The 18173-nt window shown below is 42.8% G+C and carries 21 protein-coding genes; 13 read left to right on the top strand and 8 right to left on the bottom strand.

Annotation, left to right across the window (positions count from 1 at the left end; translation table 11 throughout):
- Positions 1 to 50 precede the first annotated feature (50 nt).
- Positions 51 to 1076 (top strand): tRNA dihydrouridine(20/20a) synthase DusA, encoded by a 1026-nt coding sequence (dusA, locus tag AY607_RS04390; RefSeq protein ID WP_064101880.1) that lies wholly within the window; start codon positions 51 to 53, stop codon positions 1074 to 1076.
- 51 nt (positions 1077 to 1127) lie between these two features.
- On the opposite strand, the gene AY607_RS04385 is transcribed toward dusA, so the two are convergent.
- Positions 1128 to 1640 carry a hypothetical protein gene (locus tag AY607_RS04385; protein ID WP_064101879.1) on the bottom strand — a complete coding sequence of 171 codons (513 nt, stop codon included), beginning with the start codon at positions 1638 to 1640 and terminating at the stop codon, positions 1128 to 1130.
- Between the two features lie 233 nt (positions 1641 to 1873).
- A complete protein-coding gene (gene coaBC / locus AY607_RS04380) occupies positions 1874 to 3148 on the bottom strand; it encodes a bifunctional phosphopantothenoylcysteine decarboxylase/phosphopantothenate--cysteine ligase CoaBC (RefSeq protein WP_064095225.1) in 1275 nt (424 codons plus the stop codon).
- 113 nt (positions 3149 to 3261) lie between these two features.
- Here coaBC and radC point away from each other — a divergent pair, with 113 nt between their 5' ends.
- Positions 3262 to 3963: a RadC family protein gene (radC, locus tag AY607_RS04375; protein ID WP_064095226.1), complete on the top strand. Its 702-nt coding sequence runs from the start codon at positions 3262 to 3264 to the stop codon at positions 3961 to 3963.
- A gap of 64 nt (positions 3964 to 4027) precedes the next feature.
- Positions 4028 to 4939, top strand: a complete 912-nt coding sequence (locus AY607_RS04370; protein WP_064095227.1) for a bestrophin family protein — start codon at positions 4028 to 4030, stop codon at positions 4937 to 4939.
- Between the two features lie 80 nt (positions 4940 to 5019).
- On the opposite strand, the gene AY607_RS04365 is transcribed toward AY607_RS04370, so the two are convergent.
- Positions 5020 to 5871 carry a PHP domain-containing protein gene (locus AY607_RS04365; RefSeq protein ID WP_064101878.1) on the bottom strand — a complete coding sequence of 284 codons (852 nt, stop codon included), beginning with the start codon at positions 5869 to 5871 and terminating at the stop codon, positions 5020 to 5022.
- A gap of 44 nt (positions 5872 to 5915) precedes the next feature.
- On the opposite strand from AY607_RS04365, the gene AY607_RS04360 reads away from it, so the two are divergent.
- The 4 genes from AY607_RS04360 to mnmC are packed head-to-tail and all read left to right on the top strand — an operon-like array spanning position 5916 to position 9311.
- Positions 5916 to 6527 carry a septation protein IspZ gene (locus AY607_RS04360; protein ID WP_064095229.1) on the top strand — a complete coding sequence of 204 codons (612 nt, stop codon included), beginning with the start codon at positions 5916 to 5918 and terminating at the stop codon, positions 6525 to 6527.
- 28 nt (positions 6528 to 6555) lie between these two features.
- Positions 6556 to 6858: a YciI family protein gene (locus AY607_RS04355; protein WP_064095230.1), complete on the top strand. Its 303-nt coding sequence runs from the start codon at positions 6556 to 6558 to the stop codon at positions 6856 to 6858.
- A 5-nt stretch (positions 6859 to 6863) separates the two neighbouring features.
- Positions 6864 to 7373, top strand: coding sequence for a hypothetical protein (locus AY607_RS04350; protein ID WP_064095231.1), 510 nt, complete (start codon positions 6864 to 6866; stop codon positions 7371 to 7373).
- A 39-nt stretch (positions 7374 to 7412) separates the two neighbouring features.
- Positions 7413 to 9311 carry an FAD-dependent 5-carboxymethylaminomethyl-2-thiouridine(34) oxidoreductase MnmC gene (gene mnmC / locus AY607_RS04345; protein WP_064095232.1) on the top strand — a complete coding sequence of 633 codons (1899 nt, stop codon included), beginning with the start codon at positions 7413 to 7415 and terminating at the stop codon, positions 9309 to 9311.
- A 96-nt stretch (positions 9312 to 9407) separates the two neighbouring features.
- Here mnmC and AY607_RS04340 read toward each other — a convergent pair whose 3' ends face one another.
- A complete protein-coding gene (locus tag AY607_RS04340; protein ID WP_064095233.1) occupies positions 9408 to 9722 on the bottom strand; it encodes a rhodanese-like domain-containing protein in 315 nt (104 codons plus the stop codon).
- A 91-nt stretch (positions 9723 to 9813) separates the two neighbouring features.
- Between AY607_RS04340 and AY607_RS04335 the strand changes: the two genes are divergently transcribed.
- Both AY607_RS04335 and AY607_RS04330 read left to right on the top strand, forming a co-directional pair.
- Entirely contained in the window at positions 9814 to 10302 is a 489-nt protein-coding gene (locus AY607_RS04335) for a YajQ family cyclic di-GMP-binding protein (RefSeq protein WP_064095234.1), read from the top strand.
- 25 nt (positions 10303 to 10327) lie between these two features.
- Positions 10328 to 10831: a DUF4442 domain-containing protein gene (locus AY607_RS04330; protein WP_064095235.1), complete on the top strand. Its 504-nt coding sequence runs from the start codon at positions 10328 to 10330 to the stop codon at positions 10829 to 10831.
- 56 nt (positions 10832 to 10887) lie between these two features.
- On the opposite strand, the gene AY607_RS04325 is transcribed toward AY607_RS04330, so the two are convergent.
- The 3 genes from AY607_RS04325 to AY607_RS04315 form a co-directional block, all read right to left on the bottom strand.
- Entirely contained in the window at positions 10888 to 11259 is a 372-nt protein-coding gene (locus AY607_RS04325; protein WP_218955192.1) for an acyl-CoA thioesterase, read from the bottom strand.
- A 74-nt stretch (positions 11260 to 11333) separates the two neighbouring features.
- A complete protein-coding gene (gene trxC, locus AY607_RS04320; protein ID WP_064101877.1) occupies positions 11334 to 11765 on the bottom strand; it encodes a thioredoxin TrxC in 432 nt (143 codons plus the stop codon).
- Positions 11766 to 12662: an alpha/beta hydrolase gene (locus AY607_RS04315; RefSeq protein WP_064101876.1), complete on the bottom strand. Its 897-nt coding sequence runs from the start codon at positions 12660 to 12662 to the stop codon at positions 11766 to 11768.
- 127 nt (positions 12663 to 12789) lie between these two features.
- On the opposite strand from AY607_RS04315, the gene AY607_RS04310 reads away from it, so the two are divergent.
- The 4 genes from AY607_RS04310 (at position 12790) to AY607_RS04295 (ending at position 16386) form a co-directional block, all read left to right on the top strand.
- Entirely contained in the window at positions 12790 to 13125 is a 336-nt protein-coding gene (locus AY607_RS04310; protein WP_064095239.1) for a TIGR01244 family sulfur transferase, read from the top strand.
- Complete coding sequence (locus AY607_RS04305) at positions 13118 to 13540, top strand: beta-lactamase hydrolase domain-containing protein (RefSeq protein WP_064101875.1); 423 nt, start codon at positions 13118 to 13120, stop codon at positions 13538 to 13540. The genes AY607_RS04310 and AY607_RS04305 overlap by 8 nt, the downstream gene beginning before the upstream one ends.
- Positions 13541 to 13744: 204 nt before the next feature.
- Positions 13745 to 14926: a hypothetical protein gene (locus tag AY607_RS04300; RefSeq protein ID WP_064095241.1), complete on the top strand. Its 1182-nt coding sequence runs from the start codon at positions 13745 to 13747 to the stop codon at positions 14924 to 14926.
- Positions 14927 to 15006: 80 nt separating this feature from the next.
- Complete coding sequence (locus AY607_RS04295; protein ID WP_064101874.1) at positions 15007 to 16386, top strand: dihydrolipoyl dehydrogenase; 1380 nt, start codon at positions 15007 to 15009, stop codon at positions 16384 to 16386.
- Here the strand turns inward: AY607_RS04295 and AY607_RS04290 are convergent.
- Positions 16352 to 17971: a Na/Pi cotransporter family protein gene (locus AY607_RS04290; RefSeq protein WP_064101873.1), complete on the bottom strand. Its 1620-nt coding sequence runs from the start codon at positions 17969 to 17971 to the stop codon at positions 16352 to 16354. The genes AY607_RS04295 and AY607_RS04290 overlap by 35 nt on opposite strands.
- Positions 17972 to 18173 lie beyond the last annotated feature (202 nt).

Genomic DNA, 18173 nt, shown 5'->3' with positions numbered 1-18173 from the left:
TATAGATTTTCCGCAGATTGCACCACCATGATTAAAGGCATGATTTTTTAATGACTCTCACCAACCCCATTGAAACTGCTCAATCTCCACGAATCAGTGTCGCACCGATGATGGACTGGACGACTAAGGACTATCGTTTCTTTGCCCGTCTGTTTAACCCGAATATCATTATGTACACTGAAATGGTGACAACGGGTGCCATCATTCATGGTGATGCCAAACGACACCTGGATTTCAATCAGGAAGAATATCCGATCGTTTTACAGCTAGGTGGCTCAAATCCGCAAGACTTGGCAACCTGCAGCAAAATGGCCCAGGATTGGGGTTATAACGAAATTAATTTAAATGTAGGTTGCCCGAGTGACCGGGTGCAGAATAATAAAATTGGTGCCTGTCTAATGGCAGAACCTGATCTAGTGGCAGAATGTATTGATGCAATGCGTCATGCAGTGGAGATCCCAGTAACGGTAAAACATCGGATCGGGATTGATGACATGCAATCTTATGAAGAGATGCTACATTTTGTCGATACTGTGGCTAAAACCGGCTGCAACAATTTTATTGTGCATGCACGCATTGCTTTATTAAAAGGTCTGTCGCCTAAAGAAAACCGTGATGTGCCACCACTGCGCTATGAAGATGTCTACCGTTTAAAACAGGATCGTCCTGATCTGCTTATCGAGATCAACGGCGGAATTAAAACCTATGCCGAGACGCAGGAACACCTCAAACATGTTGATGGCGTGATGATTGGCCGTGAAGCTTATCACAATCCTTATTTGCTGGCAGAACTGGGACAATTGTGGAATCTGGATGCACCAGACCGTTTTGACATTATGCAGCAGATGTTGCCTTATATTGCCCAGCGTATGGCAGAAGGCGCACCTTTATCCATTATTACCCGTCATATTCTGGGCCTGTTCCAGAATTTGCCAGGCGCACGCAAATGGCGTCAAGCGCTAAGCGGTGGGAATGCAAAAACCTTGAAAGATGTAGAAACTGCCCTGTTTAATATTCAGGAAGCGATGCAGCGTACTGAAGATTACGTACGTGAACATCAGCAGATTGAATCTTAAAAAACAAAAAGCACCGGTTATCGGTGCTTTTTTATAAAGATGACGCATTGATCAGTGCGTATACGCCGTAATATTACCGACGGGGATCGGCTCCTCATCATAAGAGGCTGCCTGTACCACAGGCTCTATTGCTGGACGTATATTTGAGCTTAGTTCAACTCTTACCGGTTCTTCTACAGATTCCAGATCGTCTAGAGATGCAGACAGTTGCTCCAGTTCACGATCTAACTGCTGGCGATATTTTTCAATTTCGATTTCATCAATGAAGGCAAAAGCATCATCTTCAATGGACCAGCTATAGCCGCCATTAACCTTGATAATTTTGACATTAACGGGATATTCATGCCCCTGATAGTTCAGTTGTGAAACTGCCTCAAACTCATTGCCTTGGCGATGGACAATTTTTACATTCCGCACAGTGAGACGATAATGCTGATAGTCAGGATTAGCATTAAATTCCCGCTGTATCTGTTCCTGAATATTTCTGGCCAGCTCATCAATTGATACAAAGTAACTGCATCCGGCCAGGCAGGCGATCACCCATAACATCATGATTTTTTTCATATCGCCCCCTCCTTGTTGTTTCCAACCACATTCTATCTGTGTCACATTTTTTATCTTTGGTTTATTCTGTGATCTATTTTATACTTTTTCCCATAAAACAATATATAAATCCTTGGTCTATAAAGTCAGCCTATTTTGAAACCAATTTGATGATATTTAACTAAATAGTAGGCATAATCTAAAAAAGCCCTGATCATCTCAGGGCTTTTTTAATTTTCTCATATTGATTCAGTCTAGAAATCATCTTCTGCCAGGGGATCGTGATGCAGGGCATCATGAATCGCTTCAACCAGCTGCTGGGCAATTTCCTGCTTGGAGGCTTTTTCCAGATCACGTTTTTCCAGCTGGTAATGCTCGGCAAAAAATACCGTCATGGCATTTTCATCTGAAGCAAAACCGATATCAGCACGTGAAACGTCATTGCAGGCAATCATATCCAGCTTTTTAGCCACCAGCTTTCCGGCAGCATATTCTTCAATATTGCGGGTTTCTGCAGCAAAACCGACCATAAACGGACGTTTTTCCTGTTGGGCTATAGTGGCAACAATATCCGGATTTTTGACCAGCGCCACATTCAGTTCATCTCCGGCTTTCTTGATTTTATGTTCGGCAACCTGTGCCACACGATAATCGGCTACCGCAGCGGTGGCAATAAAAATGTCACAACCCTGCTCCAGCATGTGCATGCTTTCATTCAGCATTTGTACGGCAGAAGAGACATTTTTACGTTTTACGCCATTCGGCGTATCCAGACTGACCGGCCCTGCAATCAGGGTCACATTCGCTCCTGCCGCATAACAGGCTGCAGCCAGTGCAAAGCCCATTTTCCCGGTACTGTGATTGGAAATATAACGTACCGGATCAATCGCTTCGCGGGTTGGGCCTGCGGTAATCGTGACTTGTTTACCCGCAAGCAAGCCAAATTTTTCCGCAATCGCACGTTGGGCTTTATGAAAATATTCAGTCACCTGTCCGGCTAAATCTTCCGGTTCAGGCATACGGCCCAAACCTACATCCCCACAGGCCTGTGAACCAGCATTCGGCATGATCACATGCACACCATCTTCGATCAGTGTCGCAAGATTGCGCTGCGTTGCTTTCGCCGCCCACATTTGCTGGTTCATGGCTGGCGCCACCCAGACCGGCGCTTTTGTTGCCAGATATAAAGTACTGAGCAGATCATCTGCCAGACCTGCAGCAAATTTTGCCAGTGTGTCACAACTGGCAGGCGCTACCAGCAACAGGTCAGCCCAACGCGCCAGCTCGATATGCCCCATTCCAGCTTCTGCTTCAGGATCCAGTAATTCGGTATGCACGGGATTGCCCGATAAGGCCTGGAAGGTCAAAGGTGTAATAAAAGCCTGTGCACCATGGGTCATTACCACTCGCACATCAAAGCCGGCATCTTTCAAACGGCGGACCAAAATCGCACTTTTATAGGCGGCAATACCGCCAGTGACGGCCAGAATGATATTTTTATGGGGAATTACACTTAGATCAAAGCTCACAAACAGATTACCTTGCTGTTGCAGTGAGGCTCACAATAGCATTAAATAATCGCATTCCCAAGAGATCGGCTTGCGGGAAAACTGATAATTCATAATAAAAAAGTATAATCATCATGCAATTTTCTATTAAAAACTGGCCGGAGCAAGAGCGGCCGCGGGAACGTTTGATTCAATATGGGGCTGAGAGTCTATCCGATGCCGAGCTACTGGCCATATTTCTACGTTCAGGTTCACAGCAACATTCGGCAGTTGATCTGGCGCGTTTGCTGATTCAGCATTTTGGTCATTTGACTGCTCTACTCGATGCCCCTTTACAGGAAGTCAGTCAGTTTCATGGTATGGGCATCAGCAAATACACGCAGCTGATGGCTGTCAAGGAACTTGGACGACGTTATATTGCCGAACACCTCAAGCAGGATGCACTGGAACTTACCAATTCCAAGCGCTTGAGAGACTATTTACGCTTTGAACTGCTCGGTGAAACACAGGAAGTATTCTCTGTGCTGTGTCTGGATGCCAGTTTAAGAAAAATTGCATTTAAAAAACTGTTTTATGGATCAATCAATGCATGTGATATTTCCATTAATCAGTTATTGCGTTATGCCATTAGCCAGCAGGCGACCTCAATTGTCATTGCGCATAATCATCCGCTGGGCCGGCCCTCTCCGTCCAAGGCTGACCTGGCATTGACCCGTCAGATTCAGCAGGCCTGCCAACTGGTAGATATCCATCTGATTGACCATTGTATTATCGCCTTGGAAGGCAGTTTTTCCTTTGCGGAACAGCAACTCATCAAACCGGAAGTACAGTATTGAATAGCACTTGACAAAGCAGGCACAACTCAACAAGATCATGGAAAAATTGTGATGATTCTAATAAATGATCGTACGTGACCAGCCGAGTGTTTTTAAACTGCTGTTTTCCTGGCGAGGGACGATTTTGCCTAAAGTTTTGCCACCTTTGGGCGTGGTCATGCTGATTTCGGCCATCATCGGTGGCTTGTCACATATTGGCTATTTTCATTTTCCAGAATTACCGCTGGTCGGCTTTACCCTGATTGGGGTAGTACTGTCGATTTTTCTCGGATTTAAAAACTCGGCCTGTTATGACCGCTGGTGGGAAGCGCGTAAACTTTGGGGCATTTTGATTGCTAATTCACGCCACTTTGACCGTGATTGCCGGATGCTGTCTCAAGGTCGTCGGGAACGTGTGATTCAGCATGTGATTGTCTTTGCCAATGTACTCCGTGATCGCCTTCGCCACCAGACAGCCAATCCGACTGAGCTGGTAGAAACCAGTGGCATGAGCCAACAGGCTGTGACCCAACTCTATCAGCAGGCAAATGCAGCGCAATATACTTTAAGTCTGATTCAGTGGGAGTTGATGCAGGCACTTAAAGAAGGTGAAATTTCCGACATCATCTATATGCAGATGAATAATCATGTAGCAGAACTGAGTATTGTCCAAACTGGTTGTGACCGGATTGCGACGACGCCTTTGCCTTTTGCCTATTCAGTCTTGCTCAACCGCACCGTGTATTTTTTCTGTTTTATTTTGCCTTTTAGTCTGGGTTCAACGCTCGGTCTGTTTACGCCTTTTCTGGTCGGCATTTTGGCCTATACCTTTTTAGGATTAGATGCTTTAAGTTCGGAAATTGAAGAGCCCTTTGGTACCCAGAGCAATGACTTGCCACTGGACTCGATGGTACGTACCATTGAAATTGAACTGTTAGGAACTTTGGGCAAACCAACACCTCCACCAATTCAGGCCAAAGATCATAATTTGCTTTAAAAGATTAGCCTCACTCATCCTTTGCTATCAGTGATAGCTAACTCTCCTTACAAATAAAGAAGATCAAAATAAAGAAATCCCTAGGTAAAACTCTCCCAAATCCCGATCTGACCCGGTTTCAGGCTCGGGACATTACCCAGTTTAATCCAAGGCATATGGTCGCCATGAAAATCGCTACCAATCGAAACTTTCAGACCATGTTCTGCAATCATTCGATCTACCATCTGCCGGGTGGAACTTGGCTCAATCGCCGGTGGCAGTTCCACCGCATCTCCACCAAACTTGGCAAAGATCTCGATCAGATAACGGATATTGGTCGCAGATAAATCATATTTGGTCGGATGTGCCAGTACTGCAAAACCGCCACTTGCATGAATCACCTGAATCGTTTCTTCAAGACTCAAGCCATCAAATTTGACATAGGCCTTTTTGCCTTCCTTGATATATTTATCAAAGGCCTGTTGCGGCCGGGTCACAATACCCTTTTCTACCAGTGTTTTGGCAATATGCGTTCGTGTCACCCGATCAGGGATATTCTCCACTTTGGTCAGTACATCAGCATAAATATCCTCCCCAATTAAAGGAAGCAGCAGATCACAGATTTGCTTAGAACGTTCAGCCCGGATTTTCTTTTGCTGATTGAGGGCTTTTTGTAACGGCTCAGGCTTCTGGATATTAAGTGCCACAATATGCACACCATAGTTTTTTTTGGTCGCAGGCCGCGACCACTGGCTGGATATCTCTACGCCGGAGATAATCTTAATCTCATGATTTTTGGCAGCTTCCTCCGCCAATACCAAACCGTCCATGGTGTCATGATCGGTCAGTGCCAAAGTATGGATGAGTTTTTCCACAGCCGCTTCGACCAGTTGCTGAGGACTGAAAGTTCCATCAGAAATATTACTATGTGTATGTAAATCTACGCCGTGCATCTCTATACTATGACATTTATTTGATCAGATTTAGATACTCTAACATGAAAGCACTTTTAGACTTTGTGCCACTCATTATTTTCTTTTATTTATATAAAACTGTAGATCCAAAAGACACTGACCATCAATTGCTGCAATTGATCGGTTCTGCGGGGGGTGTCGACAATAATAATATTCTTGTTGCAACCACAGGTCTGATTATTTCCATGCTGGTCGTCTATGGTGCGTTATTTGTCATGCAAAAATTCCGCCTGGACAAGCAGCAATGGATTGTCTTGTTTATGACCGTGATTTTTGGTGGCATTACCCTGATGCTCAGCGATGATTTCTATATCCGTTTAAAAGCGGTATTACTGAATCTGGTCTTTGCCGGTGCCTTTTTATTATCCCCTTGGTTTAGCAAGGATAAAAAGCCATTGATTCAGCGTCTGTTTGGTCCGGTATTCAACCTAAGCGAAAAAGGCTGGGTTAAATTGAACTATGCCTGGGTGGCGATGTTTGTGCTGATGTCATTTCTGCATACCTTTTTCGCCTATTTGTGGATGGATGGAAAATATTGGGGCGAATTTACCGCATTCGGTGACATGATCGTGATGTTTTCCTTTATCATTATTCAGTTTATTGTATTGCGCAAATACTTTAAGACCGCTGAATAAGTCCAACTACAAACGATTGAGAGTCATCATGCCATTATTCGTCGTTAGCTGTACCGATCGGGAAGGTACAGTGGAAAAACGCCTCGCGATTCGCCCACAACATCTTGAACGTCTGGAACATTTAAATGCTGAAGGTCGCCTGATTGTTGCAGGTGCCATGCCTAAAGATCCGGCCAATCCACAAGCCGGTTTTTACGGCAGTACCATTATTGTCGATTTTGACAGTCGTGAAGCACTGGATACATGGTTACAGGATGAGCCATTTTTAAAAGAAGGTGTGTACGAACATATCGATGTCAAACCATTTAATAAAGCATTTCCTCAAGGATAAGGTCCATGCGTGTTGTTACTGCCAGTATCATTGGCCTATGTTTCATGATTTCTCCATTATGGGCAGTCGAAGTTACGCCTGCTCCTGTGGCTCCGGAAAATCAGACAGCACCATCTCGAGCGACAGCAGCGACTGCACCAAACCAGTCGCCGCCAAAACCTGCCATTATTCCTGCAGTAGCAACTTCTGCCCAGCCGGTGCCACCTGCTGAAAATAAACCGTTAACCGCAGAAGAAATCGCCAAGCTAAAAGCCCAGCAAGATGCCAAAGTAAAAGCCTTGGTCAAAGATCAGGCCACCCGTTTAGAGCAACTGGAAAAAGCCAATCTGGATGCCCTATCGCAAAACCAGGAATTACAGCTCAAGAATGATAACTTGGGCGTTCAGGTACAGGTACTACAAAGTGAACGTAGTGCCCAGATGTTCCTCTACGGCGCAGCAACATTGGCAGTAGGTGTACTGCTGGGCTTCCTGATAGCGAGCTATGTTTATACCAAACGCCGCCGTCAGTGGTAAGCTATAGTTCTTCCCGATATCTTTAAGGTTGTAACCGTTTTGTCGCACGCAATTCAAACTGCCGATCTGGACTGGCAATTGGTGGATGGCATCGATGTGCCTGTATCCAAGCAATTTGGTGATGTGTATTTTTCCAAAGACAATGGCCTGCTGGAAACCCTGCATGTCTTTTTAAATGGCAATGATCTCAGCACTCGCCTGACAAACCTAAAACCTTTTGAATATTTCTGTGTCGGTGAAACGGGTTTTGGTACTGGTTTAAATATTCTGGCCCTGTGGCAGCTCTGGCAACAGGTGCGTCCGGATAATCACAGTCATTTGCATGCCATTTCAGTGGAAAAATTTCCGCTCTCTAAAGCAGATCTGATCCGTGCCCTGAATGCCTGGCCTGAGTTAAAACCTTTGGCTGATCAGCTGATTTCTCAATATCCAATGCCAATTGCTGGCTGTCATCGACTCAGTTTTCCTGAAGAACGTTTCAGTCTGGATCTATGGCTAGGCGATGCCCACGATATCTTCCCGGTCATTGAAAAAACTGCAGCGGTGAATGCCTGGTTTCTGGATGGCTTTGCGCCTTCCTGTAATCCGGATATGTGGGAAGAAAATGTCTTAAACCATATTGTGCGCTTGTCAGAAACCGGAACGACATTTGCCTCTTTTAGTGTCGCGGGTGTCTTAAAGCGTGGCTTAAAAAATCACGGGATTTCAATTTCCCGTCCACGTGGTTTTGGCCATAAACGTGAAATGTTGAAAGCAATCTGGAATCCGACTGAAGAAAGTACCCCATATTCAACTCAGGAAAGTGCGCAAAAAAAAACTGAGTCAGCTTTAGAGATAAACGCCAGGCCTCGCCAGATCGCTGTGATTGGCGCAGGAATCGCAGGTTTGAGTACGGCATGGGCATTCGCTCAACGTGGTCATCAAGTCACGATTTACGACCGGTCGGCGCCTCTCTCCGGAGGTTCTGGCAATCCACTGGCCTTGCTCAATCCCAAACTCTGTCCGGTTGAGCAAAGTGCTGAACATTTGATGACCTTGTCTTGGCAACATGCCTTAAATCATTATCGGAAATTTAAGGCTTTCCGCCCGATTCAGGTCAATCAACTCGCCTTAAAAAATCCTGAACAGCTTTTAGGATTGGCAGACGAATATCCCGAAGGAATTCTGGCTACACAAACAGTAAAAGATCAGGAGATACAAACTGCATTTCCAAGTTTAAAACTGTTAGCAGCTGGCGCGGTTTCACCGCATCAGTTACGTGATGAAATTTTGCAGCATCCTCATATTCAATATCAACAGGCCCAAATTAGCCATCTTGAAACGACTATACAACCTGAGTTATTTGTAGATCAGCAATCTTTAGGCAAGTTTGATCATGTGATTGTCTGTACTGCACGAGAAACCCAGCAGTTTTTTGCAGATCATCCTCCCCTGAAACCGATTCGCGGACAAGTCAGCTGGGTAAATAATCAAGCCCAGCCTTTAAGTCAAAATACTGCCTATAGCTATGGCGGCTACTGTATGCAACTCAATGCCGACCAACTCATTCTCGGGGCTTCGTTTTATCCAGGCCGGGATGATACAGAGGTATTAGCAGAAGATCATATGCATAATTATGAACTTATCCATGGTGTCTTTCCTGAATATGCGAAATCTCTTCCTTCCATCGAGACTTGGCAAGGCCGTGCATCGCTACGTGCGCAAAGTCAGGATTATTTCCCTTTACTCGGTAAAATGAAAGTAGATGAGGAAGTTTATAGCTTTGCTGGTCTCGGGTCTAAAGGCTTTCTGTTTGCACCACTCTGTAGTGAAATCTTGGCCGCCCAGATTCTGGGAGAAGCCTGTCTGGTTCCATCTCATGTAGTGAAAAAACTCAGCGTGACCCGTTTTCAAAAGAAAGTGAAAATGAAAAAACCGTATTTAAAACCTCAAATATAGAATCCTATTTTAAAGGTGTTCCCTCTCCCTATGAGAGAGGGAAAAATATTACCCCCATTAAAAAAGCGCCTGACGGCGCTTTTTTTCACAAGGTTATTAGGCACCTTGCTCCAGCGGCATACCGGCATCACGAGCGGCACGAGTACCACCCATCAGAATGACGTATTCACGTGAGCTGTCAAAACCCTCTAATTTTTCAGCTGCACGTGGAGCTTTACTCCCACCACCACATAAAATATAAATCGGTTGATCCGCTGACACCTGAGTCAGGCTATCTGCTGAAAGATCGTTAATGGGCTGATTTACCGCCCCTTTCACGTGTGCTTCAGCAAAAGCACTTGCATCGCGTACATCCCAGATAATGGCATTTTCTGGGAACTCAAATGTTGTAATTTCTTGTTTACGGATCATTGTGCACTCCTTTGATGTAAACAACACTTGGCAAATGAAGAAAACATCCCTAGCATCTCAGATATTCTTTCCCTTTGTAAAGGTCTAAACTATGCCTTCTTTCGATATTGTTTCTGAATTAGAAATTTTTGAAGTAAATCATGCAGTTCAAAATACCCAAAAAGAGATTGCAACCCGCTTTGATTTCCGTGGTCAGGACGTTTCTATTGAACTGAATGAAAAAAACAAGGAAATCAAAATCAGTACAGAAAGTGATTTTCAGTGTGAACAGGTATATAACATGCTGGAAAACCATTTCTTCAAACGTAAGATTGACATTCAGGCACTTGATCCACAAAAAATGACCGCTTCAGGCAAAAATGTGATTCAGGTGATCAAGCTTAAAGATGGTCTTGACTCTGATACTGCAAAAAAAATTAATAAGGCCATTAAAGAAAGTGGCATTAAAGTGCAATCTTCTATTCAGGGCGACAAGATTCGTGTGACTGACAAAAAACGCGATACCTTGCAGCAAGTGATGGCATACCTGAAAGAACAGCAATTCGGTCTGCCTTTACAGTTTAATAACTTTAAAGACTAAGTCAGCAACGTCTGTAGAAGGAATTATGGCAAAGAACAACCGATTAGCCAGATTAGTCAAAGCCACTGCACGATTACCGCAAGGTATTCGTACTGCTTTGTTAAGTAAAACTTTTGGCCGGGTGGTCCCGATGGTCGGCTCTGCCAAGATTCGTTATGAGGAAATGAGTGCGTCCAAAGTGGTAGTCAGTATGGCCAATCATAAAGCCATGCAGAACCATATTGGACAAATTCATGCATGTGCAATGGCCCTGCTGGCAGAAACAGCAACCGGGTTTGTAACCGCAATGAATGTACCAGATAGCGCAGTGGTTTTGATTAAAAGTCTAAAAGTAGACTTTAAACGTCCGACCAAAGGTGCCCTGACGGCAGTTGCTACCTTGACTGCTGAACAGCAACAGCTTATGCAAAGTTCAGACAAAGGTGAAACACTGGTTCAAGTTATGGTAAGTGATGAATCGGGGGAAGCACCCATTCAATGCGAGATGCTCTGGGCCTGGATTTCCAAAAAGCAATTGAAGCAGACCTGATAGCAATACAGACAAAAGAATCCCAGATCATTAATCTGGGATTTTTATGAGACGAATTATGACTTCTGCTGAGATTCTAGAAACTTCTGTTTTGCTTCCTCTGGAATCGGACGTTTATTGCCCTTCACATCCACTGCCACAAAGGTAAATACCCCTTCAGTCACGCGTACAGGCGGACGTGAGTCGTCATGGCTATCCCATACTTCAATTTCCATCTGGATGGAGGTATTGCCGACCTTTAGAATTTTGGTATAGCAGCTAATCACATCACCGACTTTCACCGGAACCAAGAAGGTCATCTGGTTAATCGAAATTGTCGCACAGCGTCCTTTACTAAAGCGCTCTGCATGAATTGCTCCCGCCAAGTCCATTTGTGAAACAATCCAGCCACCAAATACATCTCCACTCCAGTTGGTATCCGCAGGCATCGCAATGGTCTGCAGGGAAAGAATTCCCTCTGGTTTATTATGAGAATCTGACACTTGAACTCCAGGCTTGTGAATTAGGATGGGGCATTTAACTGCTGATCAAGCCACTTTTGCAGCTCGCTTGAGCGTAATGCACCGCTTATTCTAGCAATTTCGTTACTTTTATTCATTAAAACCAGCGTCGGAATACTGCGTACATTAAATGCTGCACTTAGCCGTGGATTTGCTTCTGTATCAATTTTGGCAAAAACCACATTGGGATAGAGTTTGGCAACATTGGTAAAGTGCGGCGCCATCATTTTACATGGCCCACACCAGTCCGCCCATAGGTCGATCAGGATCGGCAAATCACTATGCGTGACAAACTGGCTGAAATTCTGCTCATTCAATTCAATCGGTGCCAATGGAACCAATGCTTGATGACATTGACCACAAGCAGGGTTAGCGGTTAGTTTTTCTTCAGGAACACGGTTTTTGGCCAGACATTCCGGACATACAATAATCATCTAGCGCACTCCAATATGTTGATGTAAGAATTCTAATTGGGTCGAAACTGCTTTTTCAAACCATTCGCCATGATAAATATCAAAATGTCGCATATTCCACTCATGATATTGTACAAATGGTGCAATATTGGTGGCAGTTCCCCGACTGGATTCAATGGGAATCAGACTATCCAGTTTTGCTGCAATGAACAGAACTGGAATCGTGATTTTACGTACTTCCAGAATGGGACGATAACGCATCAGTTTAAAGAATGCGCGTGCAGGAATATGACCACTCCAGTAATAATCCGGGTTCACGATGGACATATATCCCTGATAACTGTCCTGGGTTGGCATAAAACAGAGTTCATGAGGGTCTACTACGGGTAAGGTTTTCGGTGCCATACCAATCTTGGCACCCATGTAGTCTTGGCTGGAAATTTTCAGAGCTTTAGGCAATTGCTGCAAAGGATAAAGTTTGGCACTTTCTGCTCCATCAACAAACGGTACCTGTGCCATTACTGCCTGAATATTTGAAAGCTCTGCCGCAAGTGTCAGTACATGACCGCCACTTAACGCAGTGCCCCAAAGTACAATTCTTTTGCTGTCAATCGACTTACGTGCCTCTAAATGGCTGATCATAGTCCGCCAGTCTTCAAGCTGAGCATTAATAGATACCAGTTCACGTGGACGTCCTGTACTCCCGCCCCAATAGCGATAATCAAACAGCACCACAGCATAGCCAGCACTGGCAAAGCGCTGTGCATACTGCACCAGTTTAAAATGACGTAAAGCTGCCAGACCATGGGCCATCAGGATCACAGCCGGTTTATCGACCTGTTGAGGATGATAAAAATCCGCAGCAATCACTTCCTGACCGCTTTTAACATACAGTGGTTCGACTGTATAAGCGTACATATGCGCTCCATTGCATTATTTTATAATTGTAATCGTATTTATAAATTTTTCAGAACTAAGCCGTCATGTTTTCAGCTTAATGCTATCATAAAGCATATCTAGATAAATGACATAATGGAGTGACATCATGAGCGAAAATGTAGGCTTTACTGGCCAAATTGGTCCTGAACATATCTCTCAAATAGTTGAAAAAGGTTTTAAATCGATTATCAACAACCGCCCAGATATGGAAGGTGGTTCTGAGCAGCCAACCAGTGCACAAATCGAAGAGGCTGCACGTGCAGCAGGTCTGGATTATGTATTCCAGCCGGTGGTTGCCGGTCAGATTACCGAGCTTGATGTCCGCACTTTTGCCAATCATTATAATGAATTACCCAAACCAATCTTGATGTTTTGCCGTACTGGAAACCGCTCAAATAATTTATATCAACTGGCAAAACAGATGGACTTGCTGGATGACTAAGTCATTTTGGAAAGGTGTAGTACTCGCAATCTGTTTTAGCTGTACTTCACCTGTTTTTGCTGCGCAGAATTTGAGTCGTGCTCTGACCGCGACGGTGAGTGTTACCGGTCAAATGACCTTGGATAAGTTTGAGCAATTGATTCAGCAGGGTTTTAAATCCGTGATTGTAAACCGCCCTGATCAGGAGTCTGGTAATGCCGTTACGGTAAGTCAATTACGCTCGATTGCAGAAAAGTCTCAAGTCAGTGTGATTTATCAGCCAGTAATAAGTGGTCATATTTCTCAGGCCAATATTGAGGAATTTGCCCGATATTACAATGAGCTGCCAAAGCCTATTTTAATGGTCTGCCGTAGTGGTACACGTTCAGCAGCTTTGTTTAACCAAGCTAAATCTCAAGGATTGATTCATGAATAAATTATTGATTATTGTATGTTGTAGTTTGGCTTTTACAGGCTGTAGCTCGATGAATTTGAAGCCGACTGTGGGTGTGAATGTGGGAACTCCCTTATAAGTCAGCCTATAAAAAAACTAATGGCGCTCTTTGCGCCATTTTTTATCTATGATAATCTTAAAACAGTATAACTATAGTTTTTGTAAATAATTATTTTGGGGTAAAACATGAAGTTTAATAAAAGTGTGCTTGTTATCACTTTATCAGGTTTTTTAGCCGCATGTGGGGGCGGTGGTAGCGAAGGATATTACAATACAGATAGTAATAATGCCCCAGGATCAAATCAGCCTAGCCCCAATGACAATATAACGCCTGCAGATGCTCAAAAAACATTCAATGCACTCAAAGTTGAGGCAGCATCACTATTTGGCCAAGCCGAACCTCAGCAAAAAGGCTATGTCGATCACGCACTGGATGCTTATGCTCAAAGTATATTGAAAATTTCACAAGATATTCGGAATGTTGACTTTAAGTCTTTTAAAGCGACTAACCGCAAAGAAAAATGCTTTGAAGAAAGTAAAATTGACTTTCGTGCTTGTTATATTTTTAAAGGAAATCAAATTAATCAATTACTAGGATCTAACTATGATTCTTGGGATTTTGTTATTGATAAAGGCGATATTAATGAGAATGATCGTATTACTGGAGATGATCTAGCAAATATTCGTTTAAAATCTGATGATATCACTCCAAGTTTAGAATCATATTATGGTGAAACATATCTACTTGTATTTGAAAATGAGAATAAATTAAAAGACTTACAAGATATTACTATTGCTGGTTCATTTTCACATCCATTTGAACAGGCTGAGGGTTTACAAAAACGATTTATTCTCATTAATAATGAAACTAGTAATTTTAAAGTAACTGTAACTAAACTCGGGGAAACAGTAGGCACCGAAATGGGGGCTTTAAGCATCTATAAAGTACCTAAAACCTCAGATAATAGTGAATACTATGTAACAGAAGCAGGTTCAGGCTTTAATACCTTAGTAAATGACAATACTAATGTTGCATTTGCCGAACCTATTAATTTCCTTATCGATTCTACTTTAGGTGTATTACCAAGTACTTATAAAGTTCTTAATGGTATTGAAACACTGAACTTACCAAGCGTTTCAATTGCCGGTACACGTGTTGAGCATGAAGTACCAACACTGAATGCTAAAGAATTTGTTGGGAGTATTTACCTAGAAGGACCTAATCTTCTTAACTTTAAAAAATCTGCTGCCGATTCGATATTGAAGTTTAAACATATTATTAATGGCATTACATATGAAGGACAATCTAAAAATACGGCTAATGGTGTCGTAACAGAATTCACTTCTCCAAGCCTAATTAAGTATTAAATGTAACGAATTGAAAAAACCTCCGAAAGGAGGTTTTTTTATATTAGATTAAAAGTATTACATTTAAGATTAAAAAATTTATGTACGACCTTATTATCATTGGTGCCGGAACTGCAGGCATCAGCGCTTATAACGAAGCCATTAAATACACCAAAAATATTTTAATTATCAATGATGGTCCGTGGGATACGACCTGTGCCCGTGTAGGCTGTATGCCAAGTAAACTGCTGATCTCATCTGCAAATCGTATGCACGATATTCAATCTGCGAAAGATCTCGGTTTACTTCAGGATGTTACGGTTAATACTTCAAGCGTCATGCAACGTCTACAACACTTAAGAGAACGTTTTATTCGAGCAACCTTGAAAGGCATAGACCAATGGGATAATTCACATAAAATTTCTGGTCATGCGAAGTTTATTGATTCTCATACAGTTGAAGTTAATGGACAGTCTTATCAAGCTAAATGTTTTATTATTGCAGTGGGTTCACGACCGCATATCGATAAAGCATTAAAGGAAGAATTAGGAAATAAATATTTAAGTTCTGACGAAATTTTTGAACTTTCTCAATTACCCAAGTCTTTAGCAGTGATCGGGAGTGGCGTGATTGCCATTGAATTGGCTCAGGCTATGCAACGACTGGGGGTAAAAACCACGATGTTTGCTCGTAGTCAGAAAGTCGGTGCTCTAAGCAGCCCTACTTTACAGTCATTAGCCCAAAAAGAACTCAGTCAAGAAATCAACATCAAGTTTAAAATCTTACCAGACCAAGTTAAAAAACAGACGAGTCACATTAAGATTGATTTTACCGAAAATGATCAAGTTCAAAGTATTGAGGTTGACTATGTTCTGGGTGCTACAGGACGTCAGAGTAATCTGGATCGCTTGGGCTTAGACCAGTTAGACCCGAGCTTTACTGATCTAAAGAAACTGCCCATTAATAAAAAAACCAAACAACTCGCAGATATGCCAATATTTATAGTGGGTGATGCCGCCCCTGATGCCCCCATTCAACACGAGGCTGCTCATGCCGGTAAAGAGGTGGTTCATAACTGTTTAAATTATCCTGAAGTCAAACCGATTCCAGTGCTCACCCCATTGGCAATCGTATTTTGTTACCCAGAAATGGCTATTGTCGGGCAAAGTTTTAAACAGTTAGAACAACAAAATATTGAGTTTATTCGAGGATTTGCCTCCTATGAAAATCAAGGTCGTGCACTGGTACTTGCTGAAAATAAGGGAGGCATTGAAGTTTATATTGATAAAAAATCAGGCAAATTATTAGGCGCAGAACTGTTCTGTTCTCAAGCCGAACATCTTGCCCATCTTCTTGCCTGGACCATAGATGCCGATCAGGATATTCATCAAATCCTTGCCAAACCTTTTTACCACCCGACGCTAGAGGAAGGTCTCAGATCTGCACTTAAACATGCTCGTCGTCAGCTTCAGCAACCCTAAGAGATTGTTGGCGCTCTTTTAGCACATTCACCAGACGGAGACTATGTGAAATTAGGCGTTCCAACCAGCGCTGAGCAGCCAACAACTCCAAGGTCTTGACTGCATTCAGCTGATAAGTAGAGGCATAACTATTTATTTTTTCTCGTAATTCAGCATGATGCTGTTTACTCCATTGCTTTAAATTTTCCAGCTCTATATAGAGTTGTTGAAGATCATCAGATGAAGACAGGCCCAGCCGAATATTTCCTTCATTTTCTACTATCTGGATAAAATCCAGGGCAATCTGATAGATTGCAGGTTGGGTTCGGATATTTAAAACATACTCCAGATTTTCTAGGTCACTACGTAATACTTTTAGATAAACCAGGATCCTCAACAAGCTAAATAGCCGGGCTTGATCTTGACTATTTTCCGGCACAATAATTTTTTCTAAATAATCTTGTAACTTATAAATTAATTCATCCTGCTGTTTTAATTCATTCGCCGAAACCAGTTCAGCCGACTTGATGGCCTTGAGTATCCAAAAATATTGGGTTGCTATTGTTTTAAAAATTACTTTTTCTGCTGTATTAATGGCTACTGCAGGTACAGCCAAACTGGCATCATCCAAAGCTTGTAATAATGAATCTTCATGTGCAGGAATATATTTAACCAACAGCCGTTCAAAAGGCCCGATCAATGGCATAAAAAATAAGGCACCAAATACACTAAAAGCAGTATGAAAGGCAGCCACAATTACCACATTATCCCAGCTGGATAAAAAATGCTGCGGTTGATGAAACCATAAAAATAAAGGAACTAAAATACAAAATGCAAAAATTGCACTCACGACATTAAAACAGACATGCACAGCAGCAGTTCGTTTTGCATTCGCATTTGCACCAAAAGATGCGAGCACTGCAGTTGCGACAGTTCCAACATTTTGGCCAATAACGAGCATTAGAGCCTGATCAAGCTGAATGGCCTGACTTGCCAATGCAGCAAGTGTCGCCGTAATCGCAGCACTGGAAGACTGTAAAACCACAGTCATGATCAAACCAAAAAGTACCAACAATAATTTGGAAGCAACGCTTTTGGTGGAGAAAACTGAAAGGTCAAGATGCTCTGCGACACCTGACATTGCGACCTGAAGCAAGTCAATTCCAAAGAAAATCAGTCCAAAGCCTGCAAGTGCCAGGCCGGTGAGTGCTGTACGTCCATGGGCTAATATTTTAAGTAAAGCACCTATGGCAATCAGAGGTAAAGCTATTTGCCCGATAGAAAACTTTAACCCCAGAAAAGCCACCATCCAGCCCGTACTGGTAGTACCGATATTGGCGCCAATAATGACACCAATGGCCTGCGAAAAAGTAAGAACTCCCGCGCTGACAAAGCCAATAGTTGCTAAAGTTGTGGCTGTAGAAGATTGCACTATCAAGGTTAAAGCAATCCCTGAAATCATTGCTTTAAAAGGAGAACCTGTAAACCGCCCTAACCACTGTCTTAATGTTTCACCTGCAATATCTTTAAGACTATCGGTCATTAAAGTCATGCCAAGCAGGAATAAACCAATCCCGCCACATAGCTGTGCAAATACCTCCAACACGCAGATTCCTAGGTTTTAAGCTTTAAACGATTAAAACACAATCAGGCTAGTTTAAAAATAGTAAATAACCTTGAGTAAATTCAGAATATTATTTTTACTATATTTAATTTTACTATAAACTCCAGGCCTAAAAAAACACCCCCGGCCTTTAGACCGGGGGTGTTTCGAATAATGAGCTGGCGATGACTTACTCTCACATGGG

Origin of the sequence: Acinetobacter sp. SFA (assembly GCF_001647535.1) — a bacterium.
GTDB classification, from domain to species: domain Bacteria; phylum Pseudomonadota; class Gammaproteobacteria; order Pseudomonadales; family Moraxellaceae; genus Acinetobacter; species Acinetobacter pecorum.
This window is presented reverse-complemented; position numbering and strand designations above follow the sequence as displayed.